Annotated in this window: 19 protein-coding genes and 1 tRNA gene; 11 read left to right on the top strand and 9 right to left on the bottom strand. The window is 71.7% G+C overall.

Annotated features, from left to right (window positions below; all coding sequences use genetic code 11):
- Positions 1–39 precede the first annotated feature (39 nt).
- The gene (locus ACGF12_RS26650; RefSeq protein ID WP_393034955.1) at positions 40–1323 is read right to left on the bottom strand and encodes an adenylosuccinate synthase; all 1284 of its coding nucleotides are present in this window, start codon (positions 1321–1323) and stop codon (positions 40–42) included.
- 126 nt (positions 1324–1449) lie between these two features.
- Between ACGF12_RS26650 and ACGF12_RS26645 the strand changes: the two genes are divergently transcribed.
- The 3 genes from ACGF12_RS26645 to purM all read left to right on the top strand — a co-directional run bounded on the left by ACGF12_RS26645 (position 1450) and on the right by purM (position 5504).
- A complete protein-coding gene (locus ACGF12_RS26645) occupies positions 1450–2364 on the top strand; it encodes a diacylglycerol kinase (RefSeq protein WP_393034952.1) in 915 nt (304 codons plus the stop codon).
- Positions 2365–2695: 331 nt separating this feature from the next.
- A complete protein-coding gene (purF, locus tag ACGF12_RS26640) occupies positions 2696–4279 on the top strand; it encodes an amidophosphoribosyltransferase (protein ID WP_387618683.1) in 1584 nt (527 codons plus the stop codon).
- Positions 4280–4418: 139 nt separating this feature from the next.
- On the top strand, positions 4419–5504 hold the full coding sequence (purM, locus tag ACGF12_RS26635; RefSeq protein ID WP_387618686.1) for a phosphoribosylformylglycinamidine cyclo-ligase: 1086 nt from the start codon (positions 4419–4421) through the stop codon (positions 5502–5504).
- Between the two features lie 157 nt (positions 5505–5661).
- Here the strand turns inward: purM and ACGF12_RS26630 are convergent, their stop codons facing one another.
- Both ACGF12_RS26630 and ACGF12_RS26625 read right to left on the bottom strand, forming a co-directional pair.
- Entirely contained in the window at positions 5662–5916 is a 255-nt protein-coding gene (locus ACGF12_RS26630; RefSeq protein WP_393034949.1) for a DUF3073 domain-containing protein, read from the bottom strand.
- A 383-nt stretch (positions 5917–6299) separates the two neighbouring features.
- Positions 6300–7457 carry a Glu/Leu/Phe/Val dehydrogenase dimerization domain-containing protein gene (locus tag ACGF12_RS26625; RefSeq protein WP_393034946.1) on the bottom strand — a complete coding sequence of 386 codons (1158 nt, stop codon included), beginning with the start codon at positions 7455–7457 and terminating at the stop codon, positions 6300–6302.
- Between the two features lie 198 nt (positions 7458–7655).
- Here ACGF12_RS26625 and ACGF12_RS26620 point away from each other — a divergent pair, with 198 nt between their 5' ends.
- On the top strand, positions 7656–8567 hold the full coding sequence (locus ACGF12_RS26620) for a hypothetical protein (RefSeq protein ID WP_393034944.1): 912 nt from the start codon (positions 7656–7658) through the stop codon (positions 8565–8567).
- A 487-nt stretch (positions 8568–9054) separates the two neighbouring features.
- Entirely contained in the window at positions 9055–9261 is a 207-nt protein-coding gene (bldC, locus tag ACGF12_RS26615; protein WP_014137253.1) for a developmental transcriptional regulator BldC, read from the top strand.
- A gap of 382 nt (positions 9262–9643) precedes the next feature.
- Here bldC and ACGF12_RS26610 read toward each other — a convergent pair.
- Both ACGF12_RS26610 and hrpA read right to left on the bottom strand, forming a co-directional pair.
- Positions 9644–9717: transfer RNA gene (locus ACGF12_RS26610), tRNA-Asp, on the bottom strand.
- Positions 9718–9823: 106 nt separating this feature from the next.
- A complete protein-coding gene (gene hrpA / locus ACGF12_RS26605) occupies positions 9824–13816 on the bottom strand; it encodes an ATP-dependent RNA helicase HrpA (RefSeq protein WP_393034942.1) in 3993 nt (1330 codons plus the stop codon).
- A 141-nt stretch (positions 13817–13957) separates the two neighbouring features.
- Between hrpA and ACGF12_RS26600 the strand changes: the two genes are divergently transcribed.
- The 3 genes from ACGF12_RS26600 (at position 13958) to ACGF12_RS26590 (ending at position 16734) form a co-directional block, all read left to right on the top strand.
- Entirely contained in the window at positions 13958–14476 is a 519-nt protein-coding gene (locus ACGF12_RS26600; protein WP_393034940.1) for a SigE family RNA polymerase sigma factor, read from the top strand.
- Positions 14473–15414, top strand: coding sequence for a hypothetical protein (locus ACGF12_RS26595; protein ID WP_393034937.1), 942 nt, complete (start codon positions 14473–14475; stop codon positions 15412–15414). The genes ACGF12_RS26600 and ACGF12_RS26595 overlap by 4 nt, the downstream gene beginning before the upstream one ends.
- Positions 15415–15525: 111 nt before the next feature.
- On the top strand, positions 15526–16734 hold the full coding sequence (locus tag ACGF12_RS26590; protein ID WP_393034934.1) for a serine hydrolase domain-containing protein: 1209 nt from the start codon (positions 15526–15528) through the stop codon (positions 16732–16734).
- Here ACGF12_RS26590 and ACGF12_RS26585 read toward each other — a convergent pair.
- Positions 16649–17683: a LysR family transcriptional regulator gene (locus ACGF12_RS26585; protein ID WP_393034932.1), complete on the bottom strand. Its 1035-nt coding sequence runs from the start codon at positions 17681–17683 to the stop codon at positions 16649–16651. The two genes, ACGF12_RS26590 and ACGF12_RS26585, sit on opposite strands and share 86 nt — an antisense overlap.
- Before the next feature lie 237 nt (positions 17684–17920).
- Here ACGF12_RS26585 and ACGF12_RS26580 point away from each other — a divergent pair, with 237 nt between their 5' ends.
- Both ACGF12_RS26580 and ACGF12_RS26575 read left to right on the top strand, forming a co-directional pair.
- On the top strand, positions 17921–18832 hold the full coding sequence (locus ACGF12_RS26580) for a zinc-binding dehydrogenase (protein ID WP_393034930.1): 912 nt from the start codon (positions 17921–17923) through the stop codon (positions 18830–18832).
- A 31-nt stretch (positions 18833–18863) separates the two neighbouring features.
- Positions 18864–19925 carry an alpha/beta hydrolase family protein gene (locus tag ACGF12_RS26575; RefSeq protein ID WP_393034927.1) on the top strand — a complete coding sequence of 354 codons (1062 nt, stop codon included), beginning with the start codon at positions 18864–18866 and terminating at the stop codon, positions 19923–19925.
- A gap of 243 nt (positions 19926–20168) precedes the next feature.
- Here the strand turns inward: ACGF12_RS26575 and ACGF12_RS26570 are convergent, their stop codons facing one another.
- Complete coding sequence (locus ACGF12_RS26570) at positions 20169–20714, bottom strand: Uma2 family endonuclease (RefSeq protein WP_393034924.1); 546 nt, start codon at positions 20712–20714, stop codon at positions 20169–20171.
- A gap of 212 nt (positions 20715–20926) precedes the next feature.
- Between ACGF12_RS26570 and ACGF12_RS26565 the strand changes: the two genes are divergently transcribed.
- Positions 20927–22060: a hypothetical protein gene (locus ACGF12_RS26565; protein ID WP_393034922.1), complete on the top strand. Its 1134-nt coding sequence runs from the start codon at positions 20927–20929 to the stop codon at positions 22058–22060.
- 71 nt (positions 22061–22131) lie between these two features.
- On the opposite strand, the gene ACGF12_RS26560 is transcribed toward ACGF12_RS26565, so the two are convergent.
- Together ACGF12_RS26560 and ACGF12_RS26555 are read right to left on the bottom strand one after the other, a co-directional pair.
- Positions 22132–22557 (bottom strand): cytotoxic translational repressor of toxin-antitoxin stability system, encoded by a 426-nt coding sequence (locus ACGF12_RS26560; protein WP_393034919.1) that lies wholly within the window; start codon positions 22555–22557, stop codon positions 22132–22134.
- Positions 22554–22970: a prevent-host-death protein gene (locus ACGF12_RS26555; protein ID WP_238860932.1), complete on the bottom strand. Its 417-nt coding sequence runs from the start codon at positions 22968–22970 to the stop codon at positions 22554–22556. Before ACGF12_RS26555 ends, ACGF12_RS26560 begins: the two co-directional genes overlap by 4 nt.
- Positions 22971–23046: the final 76 nt, after the last annotated feature.

The following is a 23046-nucleotide window of genomic DNA, read 5'->3' as shown; positions in this document are numbered from 1 at the left end:
GGGACGGTGCGTCCCGTGGGGCCCTCGAAGCGCTCAGGCTCAGATGAACGAGTTGATCTGGATCGTCTCGTCCCGGCCCGGGCCGACGCCGATGGCGGAGATCGGCGCGCCGGACATCTCCTCCAGCGCCTTCACGTACGCCTGGGCGTTCTTCGGCAGCTCGGCGAAGGTCTTCGCCTTGCTGATGTCCTCGTTCCAGCCCGGCAGCGTCTCGTAGATCGGCTTGGCGTGGTGGAAGTCCGACTGGTTGTAGGGGAGTTCCTCGACCCGCCGGCCGTCGATCTCGTACGCGACGCAGACCGGGATCTGCTCCCAGCCGGTCAGCACGTCGAGCTTGGTGAGGAAGAAGTCGGTGAGGCCGTTGACCCGGGTCGCGTAGCGCGCGATGACGGCGTCGAACCAGCCGCAGCGGCGGTCACGGCCGGTGGTGACACCGCGCTCGCCGCCGATGCGGCGCAGCGCCTCGCCGTCCTGGTCGAACAGCTCGGTCGGGAACGGACCGGAGCCGACGCGGGTGGTGTAGGCCTTGAGGATGCCGATGACTCGGTCGATCTTGGTGGGGCCGATGCCGGCGCCGGTGCAGGCGCCGCCCGCGGTCGGGTTCGACGAGGTCACGAAGGGGTACGTGCCGTGGTCGACGTCGAGCAGGGTGCCCTGGCCGCCCTCCAGCAGGACGACCTTGTTCGCCTTGAGCGCCTCGTCCAGGACGAGGGTGGTGTCGGCGAGGAAGGGCTTGATCTTCTCCGCGTAGCCCAGGTACTCCTCGACCACCAGGTCGGCCGGGATGGTGCGGCGGTTGTACAGCTTGACCAGGATCTGGTTCTTGTCGTGCAGCGCCGCCTCGATCTTCTGGCGCAGGATCGACTCGTCGAACAGGTCCTGGACCCGGATGCCGACGCGGTTGATCTTGTCCGCGTAGGTCGGGCCGATGCCGCGGCCGGTGGTGCCGATCCGGCGCTTGCCGAGGAAGCGCTCGGTGACCTTGTCCAGGGTCCGGTGGTACGGCGTGATCAGGTGGGCGTTGCCCGAGACCAGCAGCTTGGAGGTGTCGATGCCGCGCTCGTTCAGGCCGGCCAGCTCGGAGAGCAGCACGGCCGGGTCGATCACGACGCCGTTGCCGATCACCGGGGTGACGTTCGGGCTGAGGATGCCGGAGGGGAGCAGGTGCAGGGCGTACTTCTGGTCACCGATGACCACCGTGTGACCGGCGTTGTTGCCGCCCTGGTAGCGGACGACGTAGTCGACGGAGCCGCCGAGGAGGTCGGTGGCCTTCCCCTTGCCCTCGTCTCCCCACTGAGCGCCAACGAGCACGAGTGCCGGCACAGGCGTACACCCCTTCCGGTTGGGGCATCCTGCGTAGGCCGCTGTCTGCCCCGAGATAGACGAAGCCCCTGGCGCAATGGCGCAAGGGGCTCTTGCACCGAGAGATTACCTGAGGAAGGACCGGTCGTGTCGTCCCTGTCCACGCCTGCAACCAGCGGCCCCGAGCCGATTCTGCTGCTCCTCGACCCGGTGGCCCGGCGGACCGACGGCGAGTCGGTGCGGATCGCGAAGGACGTGCTCTGCGGGGGTACGGACGTCAAGGTGGTCTATCCGGAGAGCCCGTCCGAACTCGACCGGGTGCTTTCGCACCGGGGTCGGCGGCGACCGGTGGTGATCGGTTCCGATCTCGCCCTGCAGAGGGTGCTGCAGGCCCTGCATCGCCACCGTGAGCTGGGCGCCGATCCGGTGGGCATGGTTCCGGTTGGGCGTGCGGAGGAGCTCGCGACGGCCCGTGCGCTCGGGGTTCCGGGGGAGCCGGTGCGGGCCGCGCGGGCGGTGCTCTCGGGCGCGCCGCGCACCTTCGACCTGCTGGTGGACGACGGCGGCGGGGTGGCGCTCGGCGGGGTGCGGATCACGGGCGGTGCCACCCGCCGCCTGGTGGGCCGCGCGGGTGGCTGGCGTTCGCTATGGGCGAAATTGGCTGCGGCCGAGCAGGCGAACGCACTCGCCCCGGAGGCCGCCGACCACAGCCCCCGGGTCCGGGTCGAGGCGGACGGCCGGCTGCTCGCGGACGTGCACCGGCCGGTCCGGCTGGTCGAGCTGTCCCTGCCGGGCGGCGGGGACGGCGCGGCGGGCAACGCGGCGGGCAGCGCGACGGGCGGCCCGGCAGACGGCACGGCGGGCGGCACGGCGGGCGGCACGGGTGTGCTGGAGGTGGTGGTCCGCGCGTCCGGCGCCCTCGTGCGCGTCCGGGCGGCGAGCGTCTCGGTGGTCGGGCGCGGCTTCGGCTACGAGGCGGACGGCCACCCGGTCGGGCCGGTCCGCGCCCGGACCTGGACGGTGCACCCGGGTTCCTGGGGACTGCTGCTGCCGGCCGCGTAAGAGCTCGCGTGACGGCGCGCGTGACGGCTCGCGCACGGGCTCGCACGATGGCTTCCACCGAGGGAGCCCCCGCGTGAACCCCGGCTGAACCCCGGGTGAGCAGGCTCACGTTCGCTCCCACCCCGACAACCACCGCTCCGTGCACGGAACTGCGCACCGAACTCCCCAACAGGCGCGAACCGCAAGGCCAACCGCCACCCGCCGGAATTCCCCCCACCCGAAATCCCCAGCCCGTAAGGGGTTTTGTCTACGCGCGTTACTTCGAGACCGCCGGACAAACCCCCAGTCCCGGGTTCCGGAGGCCTGTGCCAACTGCCCTAGACTCGAAGACGTGCCACGTGGTGACGGAAGACTCAACCACGATCTTCTTCCCGGCGAGAAAGGCCCCCAGGACGCTTGCGGCGTCTTCGGTGTCTGGGCTCCCGGCGAGGAGGTCGCCAAGCTCACGTTCTTCGGCCTTTACGCCCTGCAGCACCGCGGTCAGGAATCCGCGGGCATCGCAGTGAGCAACGGCTCCCAGATTCTCGTCTTCAAGGACATGGGACTCGTCTCCCAGGTCTTCGACGAGGCCTCGCTGGGGTCGTTGCACGGGCATATCGCCGTCGGACACGCCCGCTACTCGACCACCGGTTCCTCGGTCTGGGAGAACGCCCAGCCGACCTTCCGGGCGACCGTGCACGGTTCGCTGGCCCTCGGGCACAACGGAAACCTGGTGAACACCGCCGAACTGGCGGCCATGGTCGCCGAACTGCCCGGCGAGGAGCACGTCTCCCGCTCCGGCCGGACCGCCGCGACCAACGACACCGACCTGGTGACCGCCCTGCTGGCCGGCCACCCGGACCTCTCCATCGAGGAGACGGCCAAGGTCGTGCTGCCCGAGGTCAAGGGCGCCTTCTCGCTCGTCTTCATGGACGAGCACACCCTCTACGCCGCCCGTGACCCGCAGGGCATCCGCCCGCTGGTGCTCGGCCGGCTGGAGCGCGGCTGGGTGGTCGCCTCCGAGACGGCGGCGCTGGACATCTGCGGTGCCTCCTTCATCCGCGAGGTCGAGCCCGGCGAGCTCATCGCCATCGACGAGAACGGCATGCGCAGCTCCCGCTTCGCCGAGGCGAAGCCCAAGGGCTGCGTGTTCGAGTACGTCTACCTGGCCCGCCCCGACACCTCCATCGCCGGCCGCAACGTGCACCTCTCCCGCGTGGAGATGGGCCGCCGCCTGGCGAAGGAGGCCCCCGTCGAGGCCGACCTGGTGATAGCGACCCCCGAGTCCGGCACCCCCGCCGCGATCGGCTACGCCGAGGCCAGCGGCATCCCGTACGGCTCCGGCCTGGTGAAGAACGCCTACGTGGGCCGCACCTTCATCCAGCCCAGCCAGACCATCCGTCAGCTCGGCATCCGGCTCAAGCTGAACCCGCTGCGCGAGGTCATCGCCGGCAAGCGCCTGGTGGTCGTGGACGACTCGATCGTGCGCGGCAACACCCAGCGCGCGCTGGTGCGGATGCTGCGCGAGGCGGGCGCCGCCGAGGTGCACATCCGGATCTCCTCGCCGCCGGTGAAGTGGCCCTGCTTCTTCGGCATCGACTTCGCCACCCGCGCGGAGCTGATCGCCAACGGGATGACGGTGGAGGAGATCGGCCGCACGCTCGGTGCCGACTCGCTCGCCTACATCTCGATCGACGGCATGATCGAGGCCACCAAGCAGCCCAAGGACAAGCTCTGCCGGGCCTGCTTCGACGGCGAGTACCCGATGGAGCTGCCGGACCCGGCGCTGCTCGGCAAGCTCCTGCTGGAGGCCGAGATCAAGGGCGGCCAGCAGCCGCCCGCCGTCCGCGGCAAGCCGACCAGCGGCAGCGACCTGGACGGCGTCCAGTCGCTGCTCGGCGGGGCGGGCGCGGCCGACGCGCTGCGCCGCCCGTAACGAACCCACGGTGGGGTCCCGCGAACCGGGGCCCCACCGCTGTTCCCGCCCCGGGGACGCGGTCGGGACGTCGTCCGCGGACGACGCGCCCCTCCGCCGCAACGAACCACCCCCACCAGACCCGAGAGGGCCGCACGCAGTGACCACCAACCAGAACGGCGCCACCTACGCCGCCGCCGGTGTCGACATCGAGGCGGGCGACCGCGCCGTCGAGCTCATGAAGCAGTGGGTGAAGAAGGCCAACCGCCCCGAGGTGGTCGGCGGTCTCGGCGGCTTCGCCGGCCTCTTCGACGTCTCCGCCTTCAAGAACTACGAGCGGCCGCTGCTGGCCTCGGCCACCGACGGCGTGGGGACCAAGGTGGCCATCGCGGCCGCCATGGACAAGCACGACACCATCGGCCACGACCTGGTCGGCATGGTCGTGGACGACATCGTGGTGTGCGGCGCCGAGCCGCTGTTCATGACCGACTACATCTGCGTCGGCAAGGTCGTCCCGGAGCGGGTCGCCTCGATCGTCAAGGGCATCGCAGAGGGCTGCGCGCTGGCCGGCTGCGCCCTGGTGGGTGGCGAGACCGCCGAGCACCCGGGCCTGCTCGGCCCGGACGAGTACGACGTCGCGGGCGCCGGCACCGGCGTGGTCGAGGCCGACGCGCTGCTGGGCGCCGAGCGCGTCCGGGCCGGCGACGTGGTGATCGCGATGGCCGCCTCCGGCCTGCACTCCAACGGCTACTCGCTGGTCCGCCACGTGCTGCTGAACGAGGCCGGCTGGAAGCTGGACCGCAAGGTCGAGGAGTTCGGCCGCACCCTCGGCGAGGAGCTGCTGGAGCCGACCCGGATCTACTCGCTGGACTGCCTGGCGCTGATCCGCGCCACCGAGGTGCACGCCTTCTCGCACGTCACCGGCGGCGGCCTGGCGGCCAACCTGGCCCGGGTCATCCCGGACGGGCTGCACGCCCGCCTGGACCGCGGCACCTGGACCCCGCTGCCGGTCTTCCGGACCGTCGCCGAGGTCGGCAAGGTGGCCACCCTGGAGATCGAGAAGACGCTCAACATGGGCGTCGGCATGGTCGCCGTCGTCCCGCCGCACTCGGTGGACGTGGTGCTGTCGCTGCTGGAGGACCGCGGCGTCGAGGCCTGGCTGCTCGGTGACATCGTCGAGCGCACCGACGAGCACGAGGGCGGCGCGGCCCTCTACAACGCCTACGAGGGCTTCACGGCGGGCTGAGCGGGCTGATCCGCCCCCGACCCGTGGGAGGGCCCCTCCGGTGCGCCGGAGGGGCCCTCTTGCGCCCCCGGACGGGGGACGGTACGGACGGTGTTCGGGAACGCCGAAGACCGGCCCGGCGCCCAGGGCGCCCGGACCGGTCCGGTGAAGCTGTGGATTACGAGCGGCGGGAGGCCTGCGACGGCCCGGTGCCCGGCTCGTTGTCGTCCTCGTCGTCGACGGCGTAGCGGGCGGCGTACTCCGCGTACGGGTCGTCGTCCTCCTCTTCCTCGATCGGCTCCGGCTCGATCGAAGGCGTGGACGGCGATACGCCCAGCTCGTTGGACAGACGGTTAGCGTCGAACCCGCCGCTGTTGTACTTCAGCTCGCGGGCGACCTTCGTCTGCTTGGCCTTGGCCCGGCCGCGCCCCATGGGTCGACCCCCTCAACGATGGGGCTCACGGCCCCGAGTCTGACACGTGTTCATGATCAGGACCGGCCTGCCCGAATGGGAGGACCGTCCCTTGGAGCATTAACGGTACCTGTTTCCGCCGCTGGACGGTACGTCGTCGGTGTGACGTGGCGCGCACCGACTGCACCCGAGACCAGGTCTTCCCTGGTCAGGGGAGGTTTTGCGGCGATTTGCGCGCCGTCCGGAGGTGTCTGAGGTCCGTCGTTCCAAGAATGATTATCCCCCCTAGGGGGACCCCGGATCACCCGTTCGGGCGGAGAAGTGAGAATCCGGTTCCACATCGTGATGCGCGGGGGGCCACCGGGTGGAACCCCCCGCGCATCCGATCAACGCACCGGGTCCGATCAGGCGCGGCGGGCGTGCGGCAGCAGGACCGTGCGCAGCGCGCTGATCTCGCGCATCCGCTTCTCGGCCAGGCGGTCGGCGGCGACCGCCGGCGGGATGCCGTCGGAGGCGGCCCGGGTGAAGATCTCCAGGGTGGTGTCGAAGATCTTGGTGGCCTTGTTCTTGGCCCGCTCGAAGTTGAAGCCGTCGATCTCGTCGGCGACCTGGATCACGCCGCCGGAGTTCACCAGGTAGTCGGGGGCGTACAGGATGCCGCGGTCGGCCAGGTCCTTCTCGACCCCCGGGTGGGCCAGCTGGTTGTTGGCCGCGCCGCAGACGACGGAGGTGCCGAACTCGCCGAGCGCGGCGACCGTGGCGTCGGTCAGCGCACCGCCGAGGGCGCAGGGGGCGTAGACGTCCAGCTTGGCCTGGAGCAGGGCGGTGGTGTCGGCGACCACCTCCACCTCCGGGTGGGCGGCGCGCACGCGGTTGACGGCGGCCTCGAAGGGGTCGGTGACGACGACGGTGGCGCCGTCCGCGACCAGGTGGCCGACCAGGTAGTGGCCGACCTTGCCGACGCCCGCGACGCCGACCCGCTTGCCGCGCAGGGTCGGCTGGCCCCAGCGGGCCTGGGCGGAGGCCCGCATGCCCTGGAAGACGCCGAAGGCGGTCAGGATGGACGAGTCGCCGGCGCCGCCGTGCTCGGGCGAGCGGCCGGTCACGAACTCGGTCTCGCGCGCGATGACGTCCATGTCCTGCACGTAGGTGCCCACGTCGCAGGCGGTGATGTAACGGCCGCGCAGGGACTCCACGAAGCGGCCGTAGGCCCGGAGCATCGCCTCGTTCTTGTCCTTGTTCGGGTCGCCGATGATGACGGCCTTGCCGCCGCCGAGGTCCAGCCCGGCGAGCGCGTTCTTGTAGGACATCCCGCGGGACAGGTTCAGCGCGTCCTCCAGGGCCGCCTCCTCGGAGGCGTACGGGAAGAAGCGGGTGCCGCCGAGGGCCGGGCCCAGCGCGGTGGAGTGGATGGCGATGATCGCCTTGAGTCCGGAGCTGCGGTCGTGGCAGAGGACGACCTGCTCGTGGCCGTCGCCGGGGGCGCCGTCCTGCTCGGTACGGAAGATCCTGCTGAGCACGCCGGGTGCGGAGTGCGTGGCGGGGGTCTGTACGTCGGTCACTGTGGTGACTCCAGTATCGAAGGCCCGCTGCGGTGGTGCGGGCGCCTAGGGCGAAGAGTAGCCGCGCGCGGGCCTTGGATCGGCCCTCTTGTCCGAGCTTGTGCCGGTTGTCCGAGGGGTGAGACGAGAGGGGGTGCACGGTGCGGGCGCGAACGGTTCCGGGGCGCGCCCTCCCGGGTCCGGGCGGCGCGTGCGACCATGCAGGACGTGACCGTCGTACGCACTTCCGTACAGCCGCCCTACGCCGCCCACCTGCGGGTCTACGAGCCGCTGGCCGCGTACCCGGAGCCCGAGCGGGCGCATTGGCAGGCGTACGCGGCGGAGCACGGACCGGACGCCGTGGCGGCGGCGCAGCCGGTGGCCGGGGCGGTGCTGGAGGAGCAGCGGGCGGCGCTCGCGGAGCTGGCCGCCCGGACGCCCCGGGCGCTGCCGGAGCGGGAGAGCGGGCGGGCGTACCTGCGGGTGGTGGAGGGCGTACTGTACGTCTGCCCGTGGGCGACCAGGCTGCGCAGCTGGCAGGCCCTGGAGGAGCTGCTGGCGGGGGCTCCGGTGGCCCTGCTGGACACCGCGGTGCCGCCGGTGGCCCGGGCGGCCGCCGAGGCGGACCGGGAGCGCTGGCGGGCCGAGCACCCGGACGCCCGGCCGTGGATCCTGACCAGCCGGTGGGAGGTGCCGGTGCGCTGGTTCCTGCCGTTCGGGGACGAGGACCGGTGCTTCGTGCCGGGCGGCGTGGGCGTGGAAGGGGTGGAGGGGGAGCGGGGGCGGCCGGCGGCGCTGTTCTACCTGGTGCCGATGGCCCAGGCGCGGCGGCGGGTGGCGAGGGCCTTCCGGGCGCTGCGCGAGGGGGTGCCGGACGGGGAGCTGGTGCGGGGGGCGGAGCAGGTCGGGCGGTGGCTGGAGGAGTTCCACCCGCGCTCGCTGGTGGAGTTGGACTACGGGGGGCTGGTGCATCTGCTGGGGCCGGAGCGGCTGTTGGCGGACCGCTCGGCGGGGGAGCTGGAGGAGGGGCTGCGCGCGCTGCGGGCGGGGGAGACCGCGGAGGCCTTGCGCGTGTACGGGGAGCTGACGGTGCGGTGGCGCCGGGTGCAGGCGCTTCGGTACGCGAACTGACGTCCGACCGCCCGTGTATGACTGTGTGGGGTCTTTGGTCCGCGATGCCGATGACCAAGGTCCTGGTTCGGGTCAATAGCTGTCGAACGTGACACTACTCACCGTTGACGCGAACTTACCCCTATGTGCAAAAATGGGACAACCAGCCCAACTTCACGTAAGCGTGCCCACTTTTGGGTGGTTCTGGAGTCGATGCGTGCTTTGCGGGGAAACGAAGGGTCTGGTCCCCTCGTAACCGGACGTCACTGCCGTGTGACTGTCCGCTATGGGGTGGTCCATCGCCATCCGTCGGCCTTGAACCCGTGAGGGGTCAATTTTGGCGGTTTGGTCGATAGGGCTGGACGGATGGTGTAGTTGTAGACACCAGGACAAGCCGTTCGTCCTATAACCGACTCGGCCCGTCTATGCCATTTCGGGCATCGCGGGCCAAGGTGCAGAATTTGAAGGATAGAACCGCCCTGGTTCGGTTCTCCCGAGGAGGCCGCTCATGACCGCTCGTACCCCTGATGCTGAGCCGCTGCTGACGCCGGCAGAGGTTGCCACCATGTTCCGCGTGGACCCGAAGACGGTCACCCGCTGGGCCAAGGCCGGCAAGCTGACGTCGATTCGCACGCTCGGTGGTCACCGCCGTTACCGTGAGGCGGAGGTGCGCGCTCTGCTGGCCGGGATTCCCGCTCAGCGCACTGAGGCCTGATAGGCCAAAGGCTCTTTAAAGGGGCCGCTAACCGGACTCCGCCGGGTCCGGTTAGCGGCCCCTTTGCCATGCCCGGGGGTCGGCGTCCGGGCGCCTTCCGGATCCCTTCCGGGCCCCCTTCCGGCCTGTCGGAATGTTGAACTCCATATAACGATTTGATGCGCACGGGACGGGGGGGATTCACAGTGAATAACAGTGCAATTTTACATATTAAATTAGTGGGGTCTCCGGGAGGTCGTTCCAGGGCCGATCTCCGGAGGGGGGTGGGTGACGACAGTCACGCGGTCCGTCACTTGTGGTCTGGGTCCGGTCCGGGGTACGAGCGGGACGACAAAAAGCGAGAGGCCCGGAACCTGACGGTTCCGGGCCTCTCGCACTGCGGCGATCCCGACGGGACTTGAACCCGCGACCTCCACCTTGACAGGGTGGCGAGCTAACCAACTGCTCCACGGGACCAGAGTTTTCTGATCTCGTTCACTCGCTTGCCGCGCTGCGAACAAGACAGACTGTAGCCCATGGTGGGCCCCCAGGTCGAACTGGCTCCTGAAGGCCCACCCGCAGCTCAGAGCACGGCCCGTGCGGCGTCCATCGCCTTCATGATCCGCTTCTCCGAGACCGGGCTCGGCGTGCCCAACGACTGGGCGAAGAAGCTGACCCGCAACTCCTCGATCATCCAGCGGATCGCCCGCACCTCCTCGGACGGCTGCCGCCCGGCCGGTACCGCCGCCAGCAGCTCCCCGTACGCCTGCTGCACCTGCTGGACCTTCAGCAGCTGCTGGGCGTCCCGCTGGGGGTGGTTGGGCAGCGCCTCCAGCCGGCGGTCCACCGCCAGCAGGTAGCGCTTGAGGTCGGGCAGCCGCTGCCAGCCGGTGGCCGTCACGAAGCCCGGGTGCACCAGCGAGGCCAGGTGCAGCCGGATGTCGTTCACCGCGTTCAGCAGCACCGGGCTGCTCACCGACTTCAGCCGGGTCGAGGCCTTGTGGAAGGCGATCAGCGCGGTGGCCGTCTTCAACGTGGTGTCCGCGGACAGGTCGTACAGGTCCGCGCGCACCTTGTCGTGCAGCTTGCCGAAGGCCGCCTCGTCCCAGGCCGGGCCGCCGGCCAGGGTCATCAGCCGGTCGGTCGCGGCCGACACCACGTCCTCGAACAGCGCGGTGATCGACCCGTGCGGGCTGTGCGAGAGCGCCAGCTTCGCCTGGTTGCCCAGCCGCCCCTGGATCGACTTGGCCGGGGAGTTGACGGTCAGCATCAGCAGCCGGCGGGTGCCCTCCCACATGGCCTGCGCCTGCGCCTGCGGGGTGTCGAACAGCTTGACGCCCACCGACGCGCCCTCGTCCACCAGTGCCGGGTAGGCGCGCAGCGAGTGGCCGCGGGAGCGCTGCTCGAAGGTGCGCTGGAGCACCGGCAGCCCGGCCGGCCAGGCGGTCAGCCCGCCCTGCTCGATGCCCTGGCCGGAGGCCGCCGAGGAGAGCGTCTCCTTGAGCTTCGGCTTGAGCTTCAGCCGCAGCTCCTCCAGGTCCTTGGACTCGGCGAGCTTGCGGCGGCCGTCCACCACCCGGAAGGTCACCTTGAGGTGCTCCGGCACCCGCTCGTCGTCCCAGGCCTTCGGCGGCACGGTGACCGCCGTCAGCCGCTTCAGGACGTGCTCCAGGGACGGCAGCAAGGGCTCCTGGCGGTCCTTCACCTGGCGCAGTGCCGCCTTGGCGAAGTCCGGTGCCGGGACGAAGTTGCGCCGGATCGCCTTCGGCAGCGACTTGATGTACGCGGTGACCAGCTCCTCCCGCAGACCGGGGATCTGCCAGTCGAAGCCCTCCGCGGTGACCTGGTTGAGCACCGGCAGCGGGATGTGGACGGTCACGCCGTCCGCGTCGCTGCCCGGCTCGAACTGGTAGGTCAGCTTGAAGCGCAGCTTGCCCTGCTGCCAGTAGTCCGGGTAGTCGGCCTCGGTGACGCCGTCCGCGGCGTCGTTGATCAGCATCGACTTCTCGAAGTTCAGCAGGTCCGGCTGCTCGTGCCGGGCCTTCTTCCACCAGGAGTCGAAGTGCCGGGTGGAGACGACGTCGTCGGGCAGCCGGGCGTCGTAGAAGTCGAACAGGGTCTGGTCGTCCACCAGGATGTCCCGGCGGCGGGCCCGGTTCTCCAGCTCCTCGACCTCGCCGAGCAGCTTGCGGTTCTCGGCGAAGAACTTGTGGTGGGTCTCCCAGTCGCCCTCGACCAGGGCGTTGCGGATGAACAGCTCCCGGCAGAGCTCCGGGTCGATCCGCCCGTAGTTGACCTTGCGCTGGGCGACGACCGGCATCCCGTAGAGGGTGACCTTCTCGTACGCCAGGACGGCGCCGGCCTTCTTCTCCCAGTGCGGCTCGCTGTAGCTGCGCTTGATCAGGTGGCCGGCCAGTGGCTCGACCCACTCCGGCTCGATCTTGGCGTTGATCCGCGCCCACAGCCGGGAGGTCTCCACCAGCTCGGCCGACATCACCCAGCGCGGCGGCTTCTTGAACAGGCCGGAGCCCGGGAAGACCGCGAAGCGGGCGCCGCGCGCACCGCCGTACTCGCGCTTCTCCACGTCGAACAGGCCGATGTGGGAGAGCAGGCCGGCCAGCAGCGACTGGTGGATCCGGTCCGCGTCCGGCTCTCCCTCGTGACCGCCGGCCCGGGTGGGATCTTCCTCGATCGTGACACCCAACTGCTTCGCGACGGTGCGCAGTTGGGTGTAGACGTCCTGCCACTCCCGTATCCGCAGGTAGTTCAGGAACTCGGCCTTGCACATCCGGCGGAAGGCCGAGGAGGAGAGTTCCTTCTGCTGCTCCCGGACGTAGCGCCACATCGCCAGGTAGGAGAGGAAGTCCGAGGTCTCCGAGTTGAACCGGCGGTGCCGGTCGTCGGCGGCCTGGCGCTTCTCGGCGGGGCGCTCGCGCGGGTCCTGGATGGAGAGCGCGGCGGCGATCACCATGACGTCGCGCACGCAGCCGTTGCGGTCCGCCTCCAGCACCATGCGGGCCATCCGCGGGTCCACCGGCAGCTGGGCGAGCTTGCGGCCGAGCTGGGTCAGGCGCTTGCGCGGGTCCTTCTCCTCCGGGTCCAGCGCGCCCAGCTCGTGCAGCAGGTGTACGCCGTCCTTGATGTTGCGGGAGTCCGGCGGGTCCAGGAAGGGGAAGGCGGCGATGTCGCCGAGACCCGCCGCCGTCATCTGCAGGATCACCGAGGCCAGGTTGGTGCGCAGGATCTCGGCGTCGGTGAACTCGGGGCGGGAGAGGAAGTCCTCCTCCGAGTACAGCCGGATGCAGATGCCGTCCGAGGTGCGGCCGCAGCGGCCCTTGCGCTGGTTGGCGCTGGCCTGGCTGATCGCCTCGATCGGCAGCCGCTGCACCTTGGTGCGGTGGCTGTAGCGGGAGATCCGGGCGGTGCCCGGGTCGATCACGTACTTGATGCCGGGGACGGTCAGCGAGGTCTCGGCCACGTTGGTGGCCAGCACGATCCGGCGGCTGCGCGAGCGCTGGAAGACCTTGTGCTGCTCGGCCGAGCTGAGCCGGGCGTACAGCGGCAGGATCTCGGTGTTCTTCAGCTTCAGCTTGGTGAGGGCGTCGGCGGTGTCGCGGATCTCGCGCTCGCCGGAGAGGAAGACCAGGATGTCGCCCGGGCCCTCGTCCTGCAGTTCCTGGGCGGCGTCGCAGATCGCCTGGACCTGGTCCCGGTCGCGGTCGGCCTCGTCGCCGTCCTCGTCCTCCTCCAGGACGGGCCGGTACCGGACCTCGACGGGGTACGTACGGCCGGAGACCTCGACGATCGGAGCGTCGCCGAAGTGCCGGGCGAAGCGCTCCGGGTCGATGGTCGCGGAGGTGATCACGACCTTGAGGTCAGGGCGGCGCGGGAGCAGCTGCTTGAGGTAGCCGAGCAGGAAGTCGATGTTGAGGCTGCGCTCGTGGGCCTCGTCGATGATCAGGGTGTCGTACTGGCGCAGATCGCGGTCGGTCTGGATCTCCGCCAGCAGGATGCCGTCCGTCATCAGCTTGACCAGGGTGTCCTGGCCGACCTGGTCGGTGAACCGGACCTTCCAGCCGACCGCCTCGCCGAGCGGGCTGTTCAGCTCCTCCGCGACGCGCTCGGCCACCGTACGGGCGGCGATCCGGCGCGGCTGGGTGTGGCCGACCAGGCCGCGCACGCCGCGGCCCAGCTCCAGGCAGATCTTCGGGATCTGGGTGGTCTTGCCGGAACCGGTCTCACCCGCGACGATCACCACCTGGTGGTCCCGGATCGCCTCCAGGATGTCGTCCTTCTTCTGGCTGACCGGCAGCTCGGCGGGATAGCCGATCTCCGGGACGGCGTTCCGGCGCTGCTCGACCAGCAGCTCGGCACGGTCGATGTCGGCGGCGATCTCGGCGGCGATCTTCTGTCGGGCCTCGGGCTTCCGGACCCGGCGGGCCCCCTCCAGCCGACGCCCGAGCCGCACCTCGTCGCGCAGGGTCAGCTCGGGCAGGCGGGCGGCCAGCTCACCGATTCCGGGACCCTCGGCGGGTGCGGGGGCGGACTGGACTGCGGGAGAACTCACTGCGGGCATCCCTCTAGGTTCGCAAGGAGGTACGGCGGAGCGCACCTCGGTTTTCGAGCTCCTCCAGTGTCACAGCCGCCGGCGCGGAATCGCGAACGGCGGGCAACGGTCGGCGGGGGTTCCGGGCTCTGGGGGGTTGAGGAGGTGCTCATGGGAGCCCAGAAGACCGCACGGGACGAGGAGTTCCGGGCGTTCGCCGGCGGTGCGTGGTCACGGTTGCTGCGGACGGCGTATCTGCTCGCGGGGGACCGGCACGGCGCCGAGGACCTGGTCCAGCAGGCGCTGGAGCGGGCCTACGTCGCCTGGGGCAGGGTCCGGGCGGCCGACGACCCGAACGCCTACGTGCGCCGGATCCTGATCAACGAGCACGCCCGGCGGTTCCGGCGCAGACCGGCGGAGCACCTGGTCGACGCCCTCCCCGAACGGCCCGCGCCGAGCGGGCCCGACCCGGACGACCGGGCCGTGCTGCTCGCCGCGCTCGCCGCCCTGCCGCCGCGCCAGCGCGAGGCCGTGGTGCTGCGGTACTGGGAGGACCTCAGCGAGTCCCAGACCGCGGCGGCGATGGGCTGCTCGGTCGGGACGGTGAAGAGCCAGGCGGCCAGGGGGCTGGCCAAGCTCCGGGAGGCTTCCTCACTCAACGGGCTGACGACCATCGGAGGCGGAAGATGAGCAACGAGGACATGGCCGGGGCCGAGGCCGCGGCGTCGTACGAGCTGGGCGACCTGGCCGGGAGCGTCGAGATCGGGGCCGTCCCGTACGACCGGCTGGTCGCCGGCGGGCGTCGCCGGCTGCGGCGCCGGCGGCTGCTGACCGGGGCGGCCGCAGCGGCGGTGGTCGTCGCGGTGGCCGGGGCGGGCGCGGCGTTCGGCGGGTACGGGCGGGGAGCCGGCGGCGCCTCGGTGGCCGCCGTTTCCTCCGCGGCTGCGACCGCTTCGGGCACGCCGTCGGCCTCCCCTACCCCGTCGGCCGTCCCCACCCCGACGGCCACCCCCACCCCGACGCCTTCGGCCGCTCCGTCCGGGACCGCGCGGGACCCGTTCACACCGATCCGGGTCAAGGTCCGGGAGGGCACCGTCAACGGCCACGCCCTGGAGGCCTGGGTCGCCCTGTGGCCGGCGGCCCCCACCGCGGAGGACGGCCTCAAGCAGGGCCGGCTGATCGGGGAGGAGCGGCGCGCCGCCGACCCGAACCTGTTGTCGGACCCCGAGCAGAGCGGCAACCCGGCCTGGGAACCGCACACGGACCGGGTCGACGTCTATCTGACCGCGGACGGCACGCGGCAGCCCGGAGACTTCGTGGAAGCGACCACCGCCCCGGGCGGGACGGCAAAGGGCGATTCGGAGGGCATCATCAAGGGCGTGGTGCTCAACCGCGTGGTCGGGGCGGCGGGCCGCCCGGACATGGTGGTCGTCCCGGTCGGACCCGAGGTCGCGAAGGTCGTGGTCACCTGGAAGACCGGCGGCTCCGTCGAGGCGGTGCCGGTCGCGGTCGGGGACTCCCCGGTCCACTGGTACGCCGTCGTCCGCAGACCGGGTTCCACCGACAACACCGCCACCTCCTACGCCGCGGACGGGTCGGTGCTGCGGACCCAGAGCACCTGGTGGTGATCCGGCGCCGGGGTCACGGGTCGAGCCGCCGCCGCACCCGATTGTCAGTGTCGTGCGCCACAGTGGACCGGTGGCGTGACGAAGCGTCGACGATCGGGAAGGCGGTGGCCGATGAGCGGCGCGACGGGCCTGTCGAAGGACCGGCTGGGGCGGATGCGCGACGTCCTGTCCCGGCACGTCGAACAGGGCCAGGTGCCCGGCCTGGTGGCCGCCGTGGCCCGCGACGCCGACCTCCACGTCGAGGTGCTCGGCAGCCTGGACACGGCCGGCAGCGCCCCGGTGCGGCGGGACACCCTCTTCCGGATCGCCTCGATGACCAAACCGGTCACCGCGGTGGCCGCCCTCACCCTGGTCGAGGAGTGCCGGCTGCGACTGGACGACCCGGTCGACGACCTGCTGCCCGAGCTGGCCGACCGCCGGGTGCTGCGCCGGCCGGACGGCGAGCTCGACGACACCGAGCCCGCCCTGCGGTCGATCACCCTGCGCGACCTGCTCACCTTCGGGCTCGGCTACGGCTTCGCGATGCTCCCGCCGTCCGCGCCGATCGCCCGGGCGACGGCCGAACGCGGAGTCGACGTCCGGCCGCCCCGGACGGACTACCCCGAGCCTGACGAATTCCTACGCCGCCTCGGTGAGTTGCCGCTGCTGCACCAGCCCGGGGCGGGCTGGCGCTACCACACCGGCTCGACCGTCCTCGGCATCCTGCTCGCCCGCGCCTGCGGCAAGCCGCTCGGCGAGGTGCTGCGCGAGCGCGTCCTCGACCCCCTCGGCATGCGGGACACCGACTTCACCGTCCCCGCCGACCAGCTGCACCGGCTCCCGGTCGAGTACGTGCGCGACCGGGCGAGCGGCCGGCTCGTCCCGTACGACGACCCGGCCGACAGCGCCTGGGCCCGGCCGGCGCGCCTCGACGACGGCGGCGGCGACCTGGTCTCGACACTCGACGACTACCTCGCCTTCGCCCGGATGCTGCTGGCCGGCGGCGAGGGGGCCGGAGGCGTCCGGGTCCTCTCCCGGCCGGCCGTCGAGCTGATGACCACCAACCACCTCAGCGCAGTCCAACTCGCCGACTCGGCACCGCTGTTGGGGCGCGACGAGCTCACCGGCTGGGGCTTCGGCGTCTCCGTCGCCACCAGTCGCACCGGCCTCGCCGCCCCCGGCCGCTACGGCTGGGACGGCGGGCTCGGCACGGTGTGGTTCAACGACCCGGCCGAACGGCTGACCGGCGTCCTGCTCACCCAGCGGATGTTCGAGAACCCCGCCCCACCGGCGGTGGCACGGGACTTCGAGGTGCTCGCGTACCAGGCCCTGGCGGGGTGAGCGCGGCCTCGTCGGCGTCCGGGAGCCAGTCCCGGGCCGGGTCGTACTCCAGCCACCGGCTGCGGGCGGCCTCCGTCGTGAACGCCTCCAGCAGCTGCTCCAGCCGGGGGTGCGGGTCGGTGCCCGCGTCGGCCCGCCAGAGCAGCGACCAGGCGTAGAGCGGGGTCGGACCGGCCAGCGGGACGGTACGGACGCCCGGGCGGTCGGGGAGCGGGCCGTCGGCGGGGACCAGCGAGAAACAGGTCGGATCGGCCCGGACCTGGTCGACGAAGTGCTCCAGACCCAGATTGGTCGAGCCGACCCGGTCGGTGATGCCGAAACGGGCGGCGAAGCGGGTCAGGAAGTCCAGCCGGTCCACCGCCGCCGGATAGCGCAGCACACTGCCGCGCAGCTCCGCCGGGCTCAGGGTGTCGCGGCCGGCCAGCGGATGGTCGGCGGACAGCAGGGCGTCCACCGGCTCCAGACGGACCAGCCGGTGCGTCAGCCCGGCGTCGGCGCCGTCCGGCAGGGCGTGCACCCGGCCGAACCCGGCGTCCGACTCCCCGCGCAGCAACGCCGCCGCCACCGACGGCAGATCCCGCCCCGGCACCGGCTCCACCTCCAGCCCCGGCGCCGCGTCCACCGCCCGCGCCAGCGTCCGCATCGGCGCGTACAGGTGCCCCCACACATCCACCCGCAGCGGCCGCCCGGCCCCCTGCACGGATGCCACCGCCCGCTCCCCCTGCGCCAGCACCCGCCGCGCCGGCTCCAGGAACCGCCGCCCCGCCCCGGTCAGCCCCACCCCGCGGGCGTCCCGTTCCAACAACCGCACCCCGAGCGCCGCCTCCAACCGGGCCACCCGCTTCGACAGCCCCTGCTGACTGATCCCCAACCGCCCGGCCGCCCGCCCGAAGTGCAACTCCTCGGCGGCGACCACGAACGCCCGCACCTGCGCCAGATCCAGATCCACCCGGGCACCTTAGGCGGTGTGGGGGAGGGGGGTGGGGGCACCCGCCGGGGGCGGGCGCGGAGCGGGAGGCGCCGTGGGTGGTGCTTTCGTGGTGGTCGGTGGCTTTCGGCCGCGCGTCGCACCCCATTCCTCCTCGCCTGACAACCGTCGGTTGTCGTGGCCCGCCGCCGGTTGTTGGACCGGCCGGTGGCGGGCGCGGTGAGCTGGGGGGTCCGATCGAGCGGAGGGAGTGCGGGGATGAAGGCGCTGGTGGCGGCGGGCGGGGCGGTGCGGTTCGCGGAGGTGGAGCAGCCGCGGCCGGGGGCCGGGGAGGCGCTGGTGAAGGTGGAGGCCTTCTCGGTGAACCGGGGGGAGACGTTCCAGCTGGAGGCGCCCAGGCCCGGGTGGCGGCCGGGCAAGGACGTCGCCGGGCTGGTCGTCCAGGCCGCCGCCGACGGGTCGGGGCCCGGGGTGTGCCGCCGGGTGGTCGGCCATCCGTCGGCAGGGGGGTGGGCCGAGTACGTGTGCGTGCCGACCTCCTCGCTCGCCGAACTGCCCGACAGCCTGGACGCCGTCCGGGCCGCCGCGCTGCCGCTGGCCGGCCTCACCGCGCTGCGGCTGCTGCGGGCCGCCGGGGCGCTGGCCGGACGGCGGGTGCTGCTGACCGGGGCCTCCGGCGGGGTCGGACACTACTTCACCGAGCTGGCCGCCGCGGCCGGGGCCGAGCTGACCGTCGTCACCGCCTCCCCGGAACGCGGCCGGCGGCTGGCCGAGCTGGGGGCCGCCGAGGTGCTGCACGAGCTCGGTGCGGCGCGCGGCCCGTACGACCTGGTGCTGGAGTCCACCGGCGGCGCCGCGCTGCCGCTCGCGCTGGCCCGGCTGGCCCGGCGCGGCACCCTGATCTGGTTCGGCCAGGCCTCCCGGACGCCCGCCACGCTCGACTTCTTCGACTTCTTCAAGGGCCCCGAGTCGGCCACCCTGCGGCACTTCCACTACGCCGACTCCGACGTGCCCGACGGCGAGGACCTGGCCACCCTGGTGCGCCTGGCGGAGCAGGGCCGGCTGACCCCGGAGCTCGGCCGGATCGCGCCCTGGGAGCAGACCGCCACCGTGCTCACCGACCTGCGCGAGCGCCGGATCCGCGGCAAGGCCGTACTGACCGTCGCCTGAACCCCCCTCCTTCCGGAAAGGAACTCCCACCATGTCCTTCGTCGACGACGCCGACCAGTTGCCCGCCTTCGTCGAGGTGAACCGCCCCCGCGCCCACGGCGCCGGCCTCGACCTGTTCGAATACGACCGGGTGACCGCCCCGCTGACCTCCCTCCATGACTGGCCGGCCGCCTTCGCCGCCGCCGGGCGCCGGTACGCCTCCGCGGCCGAGCGCGCCGCCGCCGAGGGCCGTACGGTCACCGCCGGCACCGCCTACCGCGACGCCGCCCGCTGGTTCCACGTCGCGGGGCTGCTGCCGCACCCCGACCGGGCCGCCGCCGCCCGGCTCGCCGCCGAGGCCGACACGGCGATGCGGCGGGCGCTGGCGCTGCTGGAGCCGACCGCGGAGCGGGTGGAGGGCGAGGGCTTCGCGGGCTGGCTGCGCCGCCCGGCCCCGGTAGGGGAGGCCGCCCCGGCGGGGCAGGCCCCGGTGGTGGTGGTCGTGCCGGGCATGGACTCCGGCAAGGAGGAGTTCCACGCGGTCGCCGAGGCCCTGCTGGCCCGGGGGGTCGCGGTGCTCGCGATCGACGGGCCCGGCCAGGGCGTCCTGGCCGCCACCAGCGCGCCGGAGCCGGACTACCAGCGGGTGGTCGGCCGCGCCCTGGACGCGATCGCCCACCACGACGGCCTGGACCCCGCCCGCGTCGCCGTGATCGGCCTCAGCCTGGGCGGCTACTACGCCGCGACGGCCGCCGCCCGCGAGCCGCGGCTGCGCGCAGCGGTGACGGTCAGCGGCCCGTACCGGCTGGACTGGGAGCACCTGGTGCCGTTCGTCACCGAGACCCTCGCCCAGCGCTGCGGCGGCCCCGAGGCGGCCCGCGCCTTCGCGGCCCGGGTCGACCTGACCGCCCTCGCCCCGGTGATCACCCTCCCGCTCCTGGTGGTCGAGGGCGGCGAGGACCGCATCCCGGGCATCACCAACGCCACCGCCCTCGCCTCGGAGGCCCCGAACGCCGAGCTGCTCCTCGTCCCCCACGGGAACCACCTCCTCGGCACCGCCCTCCCCGACTGGCTCCCCACCACCGCCGACTGGCTCGCCGCCCGGCTCGCCTGACGGGGCCACGGGAGCAAAAGAGCGAAGCCCCCGTAGCGAATTCGCTACGGGGGCTTCCCGGTTGTGGCCAGGGCCGGGGTCGAACCGGCGACCTTCCGCTTTTCAGGCCAAGCCGGGGCGTTGATATGCCCCGGTTCGGGAGATCCTGCTGTACGTAGAAGGCCGCCTTCGGACGCCGTCGTTCGGGCTGATTGGCGTCAGCGTTGGCGTCAACCGGCGGAGCTTCGCATGTGCTGGGTGTGCTCAGTAGGGGAGCAGGCCGGTCGTGATCAGCTCGAAGTCGAACGGCTCCGGGATATGGATGGTCTCGCCGAACGCGATGTCCTCGCGGCGGTGGTACTTCGTGCCGTCGGGTCGGCTGAAGAGCGTGACCGCCTTCTCCCTTGCGTCGATCACGAGGTAGAGAGGGATTCTCATGAGCGGGTAGTCCCGTACCTTACCCACCCAGTCGTTCTCCGGGTTGGACGGTGAGACCAGTTCGACGGCAATCGCAGCAACCTCGGCAGGAACCTGGTTGTCCCTGGTCGTGAGTGCATCGTCCGGCAGGTACGTCAGGTCGGGATTGCGGCTCTTGCCGACATTGGGCGAGACGAGGTCCGTGTTCTCGCTGGGCAGTAGTCCTGCCGGGGCGTGTGCGTCGAACTGGCGGCGCACCACCAAGAGATTCCGTTGGTGAATACCCGAGGGACTGACCATCATGACGATGGTGTCGCCGGAGATTTCGACCTTGAACCCGTCTGGCAGGCTCCTGCGGGCCTCTTCAAGGAGCGCGAAGTGCTCGGGGTTCATGCGCGGTGCCCTTCCGGGTGAGTCAGCCGATGTTCCAGCCTAGTCGGCGAGTCCGCCGTTGGCCGGGTCTTTCATCTCCGCGTCAGGTTCAGCCGAGAAGTGCACGGGTCGGTCCCGGTCGGCCGGCGTGGCAGCTGCCTGTGGGCGTATGTCTGCCTCGGGCTTGGCGGATTTCATCATCGAGGATCGGCATTCCCGTTAGGGTCGCCGCGATGAGCGAGTACCAGTACTACGAGTTCCTGGCGATCGACCGACCGCTGAGCAGCGACGAGCAGGGGCAACTGCGGTCGCTGTCCACCCGGGCCCGGATCACCGCGACCAGCTTCACCAACGAATATCAGTGGGGCAACTTCCGCGGCGACCCTCGGCGGATGGTGGAGCAGTACTACGACGCCCACCTCTACCTGACCAACTGGGGCACCCGTCAGGTGATCCTGCGCCTGCCCAAGGAGCAGCTCCCGCTGCGGGCGCTGGAGCCGTACTGCTTCGACGAGTACGTCGAGGCATGGACGACCAAGACCCACCTCGTCCTGGACCTGCGGAGCGAGGACGAGGGCGGGGACTGGGCGGAGGGCGCCGAGGACTCGCTCGGTGCCATCGCCGGGGTGCGGGCCGAGCTGGCCGCCGGGGATCGCCGCGCCCTGTACCTCGCCTGGCTGTCCGCCATCGGCGCCTGGGCACTCGAGGAGGACGACGAGGAGGAGTACCGGGCAGCGGTCGAGCCTCCGGTCCCGGCCGGGCTCGACCGGCTCACCGCACCGCAGCGGGCGCTCGCGGACTTCCTGCGGGTCGACGCCGACCTGCTGGCGGTGGCCGCCGAGGCCAGCCCGCCCGCCCCCGCACCTCGGAAGAGGCCCGGGAAGAAGGAGCTGGCGCCGCTGATCGCCGCACTTCCCGAGACGGAGAAGGACGACCTCCTGTTGCGCCTCGCGCTGGGTGATGAGCCTCAGCTGGGAGCCGGACTCTTGCGCCGACTGCGCGGCGAACCGTCTGTCGCGACGGTGCCGGGCCAGCGCTCCGCCGCGGAACTGCTGGACGCAGCGCATGCGCGAATCACGGAACGCCGGCAGCGCGCCGAGCGGGTTCGAGTCGAAGCGCGGGCGACGAAGCTGACCGCCCTGGCCGCCGACGAGGAAGCGATCTGGCGCGAGGCCGAGAACCACGTCGCGTGTAAGCAGGTGGCCCGCTACGACGTCGCCGTGGCCCTCCTGGTCGAGCTTCGTGACGCCTGTGACCACGTCGGACGCGGCGTTCAGTTTCGGCAGCGGCTGGCCGCGCTCCGCGACCAGCATCGGCACCTGCCCGGTCTGCTGCGTCGGCTCGACGACCGGGCACTGCGAGGCTGATGCCTGTCCGGCCTGCTTGTGGCACGCGCGGAGGAACACCAGCGGCCCCGGCGGCGATCCAGTAACTGGTGTCAGTGGCCCTCGGTCCAGAACTGCTGGAGTCGCGCGATCGCCTGGGCCTTGTTCAGCTCGGCGACCTGGTTCTCGGTGAGTCCGACGCGGTTGATCAGCATGTGGACCAGATCCGCGGGAAGTGCCTCGCGCGGTGGCTCGGGCGCGCCTCGATCGGGAAGCGTGCCGTCCAGGACGCACGGCCAGAAGACATCCTCCGTCACGTCCAGCTGATCGCGGAGGATGTGCGCCCACATGCTCGCGCCGTACGCGGTGCGGTCGACCGGATGCGATACCCGAGTACGCAGGATCCGCCCGTCGGGGAGACCGAACTCATAGGTGATGTGGTGGGTGCCGGTGCGGCCGCGCGCGTCACGTACGCGGTCCCAGCCTTCAACCTTGCAGAACTGCTCGTGCTGTTCGCGTGTCGGCTGAGGCCAGGTCACTTCGCGACTCCGAGCAGCCAGTCGCGGAGCTGTGCGTCGTCGCTGAGACCGATCAGCTGGACCAGGCCCCAGTTGTCGCGGTGGTTCGGAGCGCTCAGCAGTCGGTCCTGCCAGTCCTCCGCATACTCGCGGAGCGCGTCGACCATCTCGTCGATGGCCTCGTCGAACGTGCCGCCGTCCGCGGCGACCGGGAGGCCAGGGAAGAACACCGACCAGCCGCCGCCCTCGGCGACCACCTCGGCCTTGGACGGGCACAGCAGCGTGAGCGCGTGGCGTAGCCGTCCCGCGTCGACCACCGCCGCGTACCCGGTGTCCCGGCGAACGGTCGCGACCCGACCCTGCCCTGCCGCGTCCAGTAGGTCCTTCAGGTGCGCTCGGGCTTCGGTGTAGCTCTCGTAGTGGACTGCTGTCATGGGGAGCCTCCTCGTCCGAGAACCAGGGTCGCCCTATGGCGGAAGTACGTCAAGTACGTCACGTACTCGCTGGGGC

The sequence above is a fragment of the Kitasatospora sp. NPDC048296 genome (assembly GCF_043201815.1).
GTDB lineage: Bacteria > Actinomycetota > Actinomycetes > Streptomycetales > Streptomycetaceae > Kitasatospora.
The sequence above is the reverse complement of the archived record's forward strand: the minus strand, read 5'-3'. Positions and strand labels throughout refer to the sequence as shown.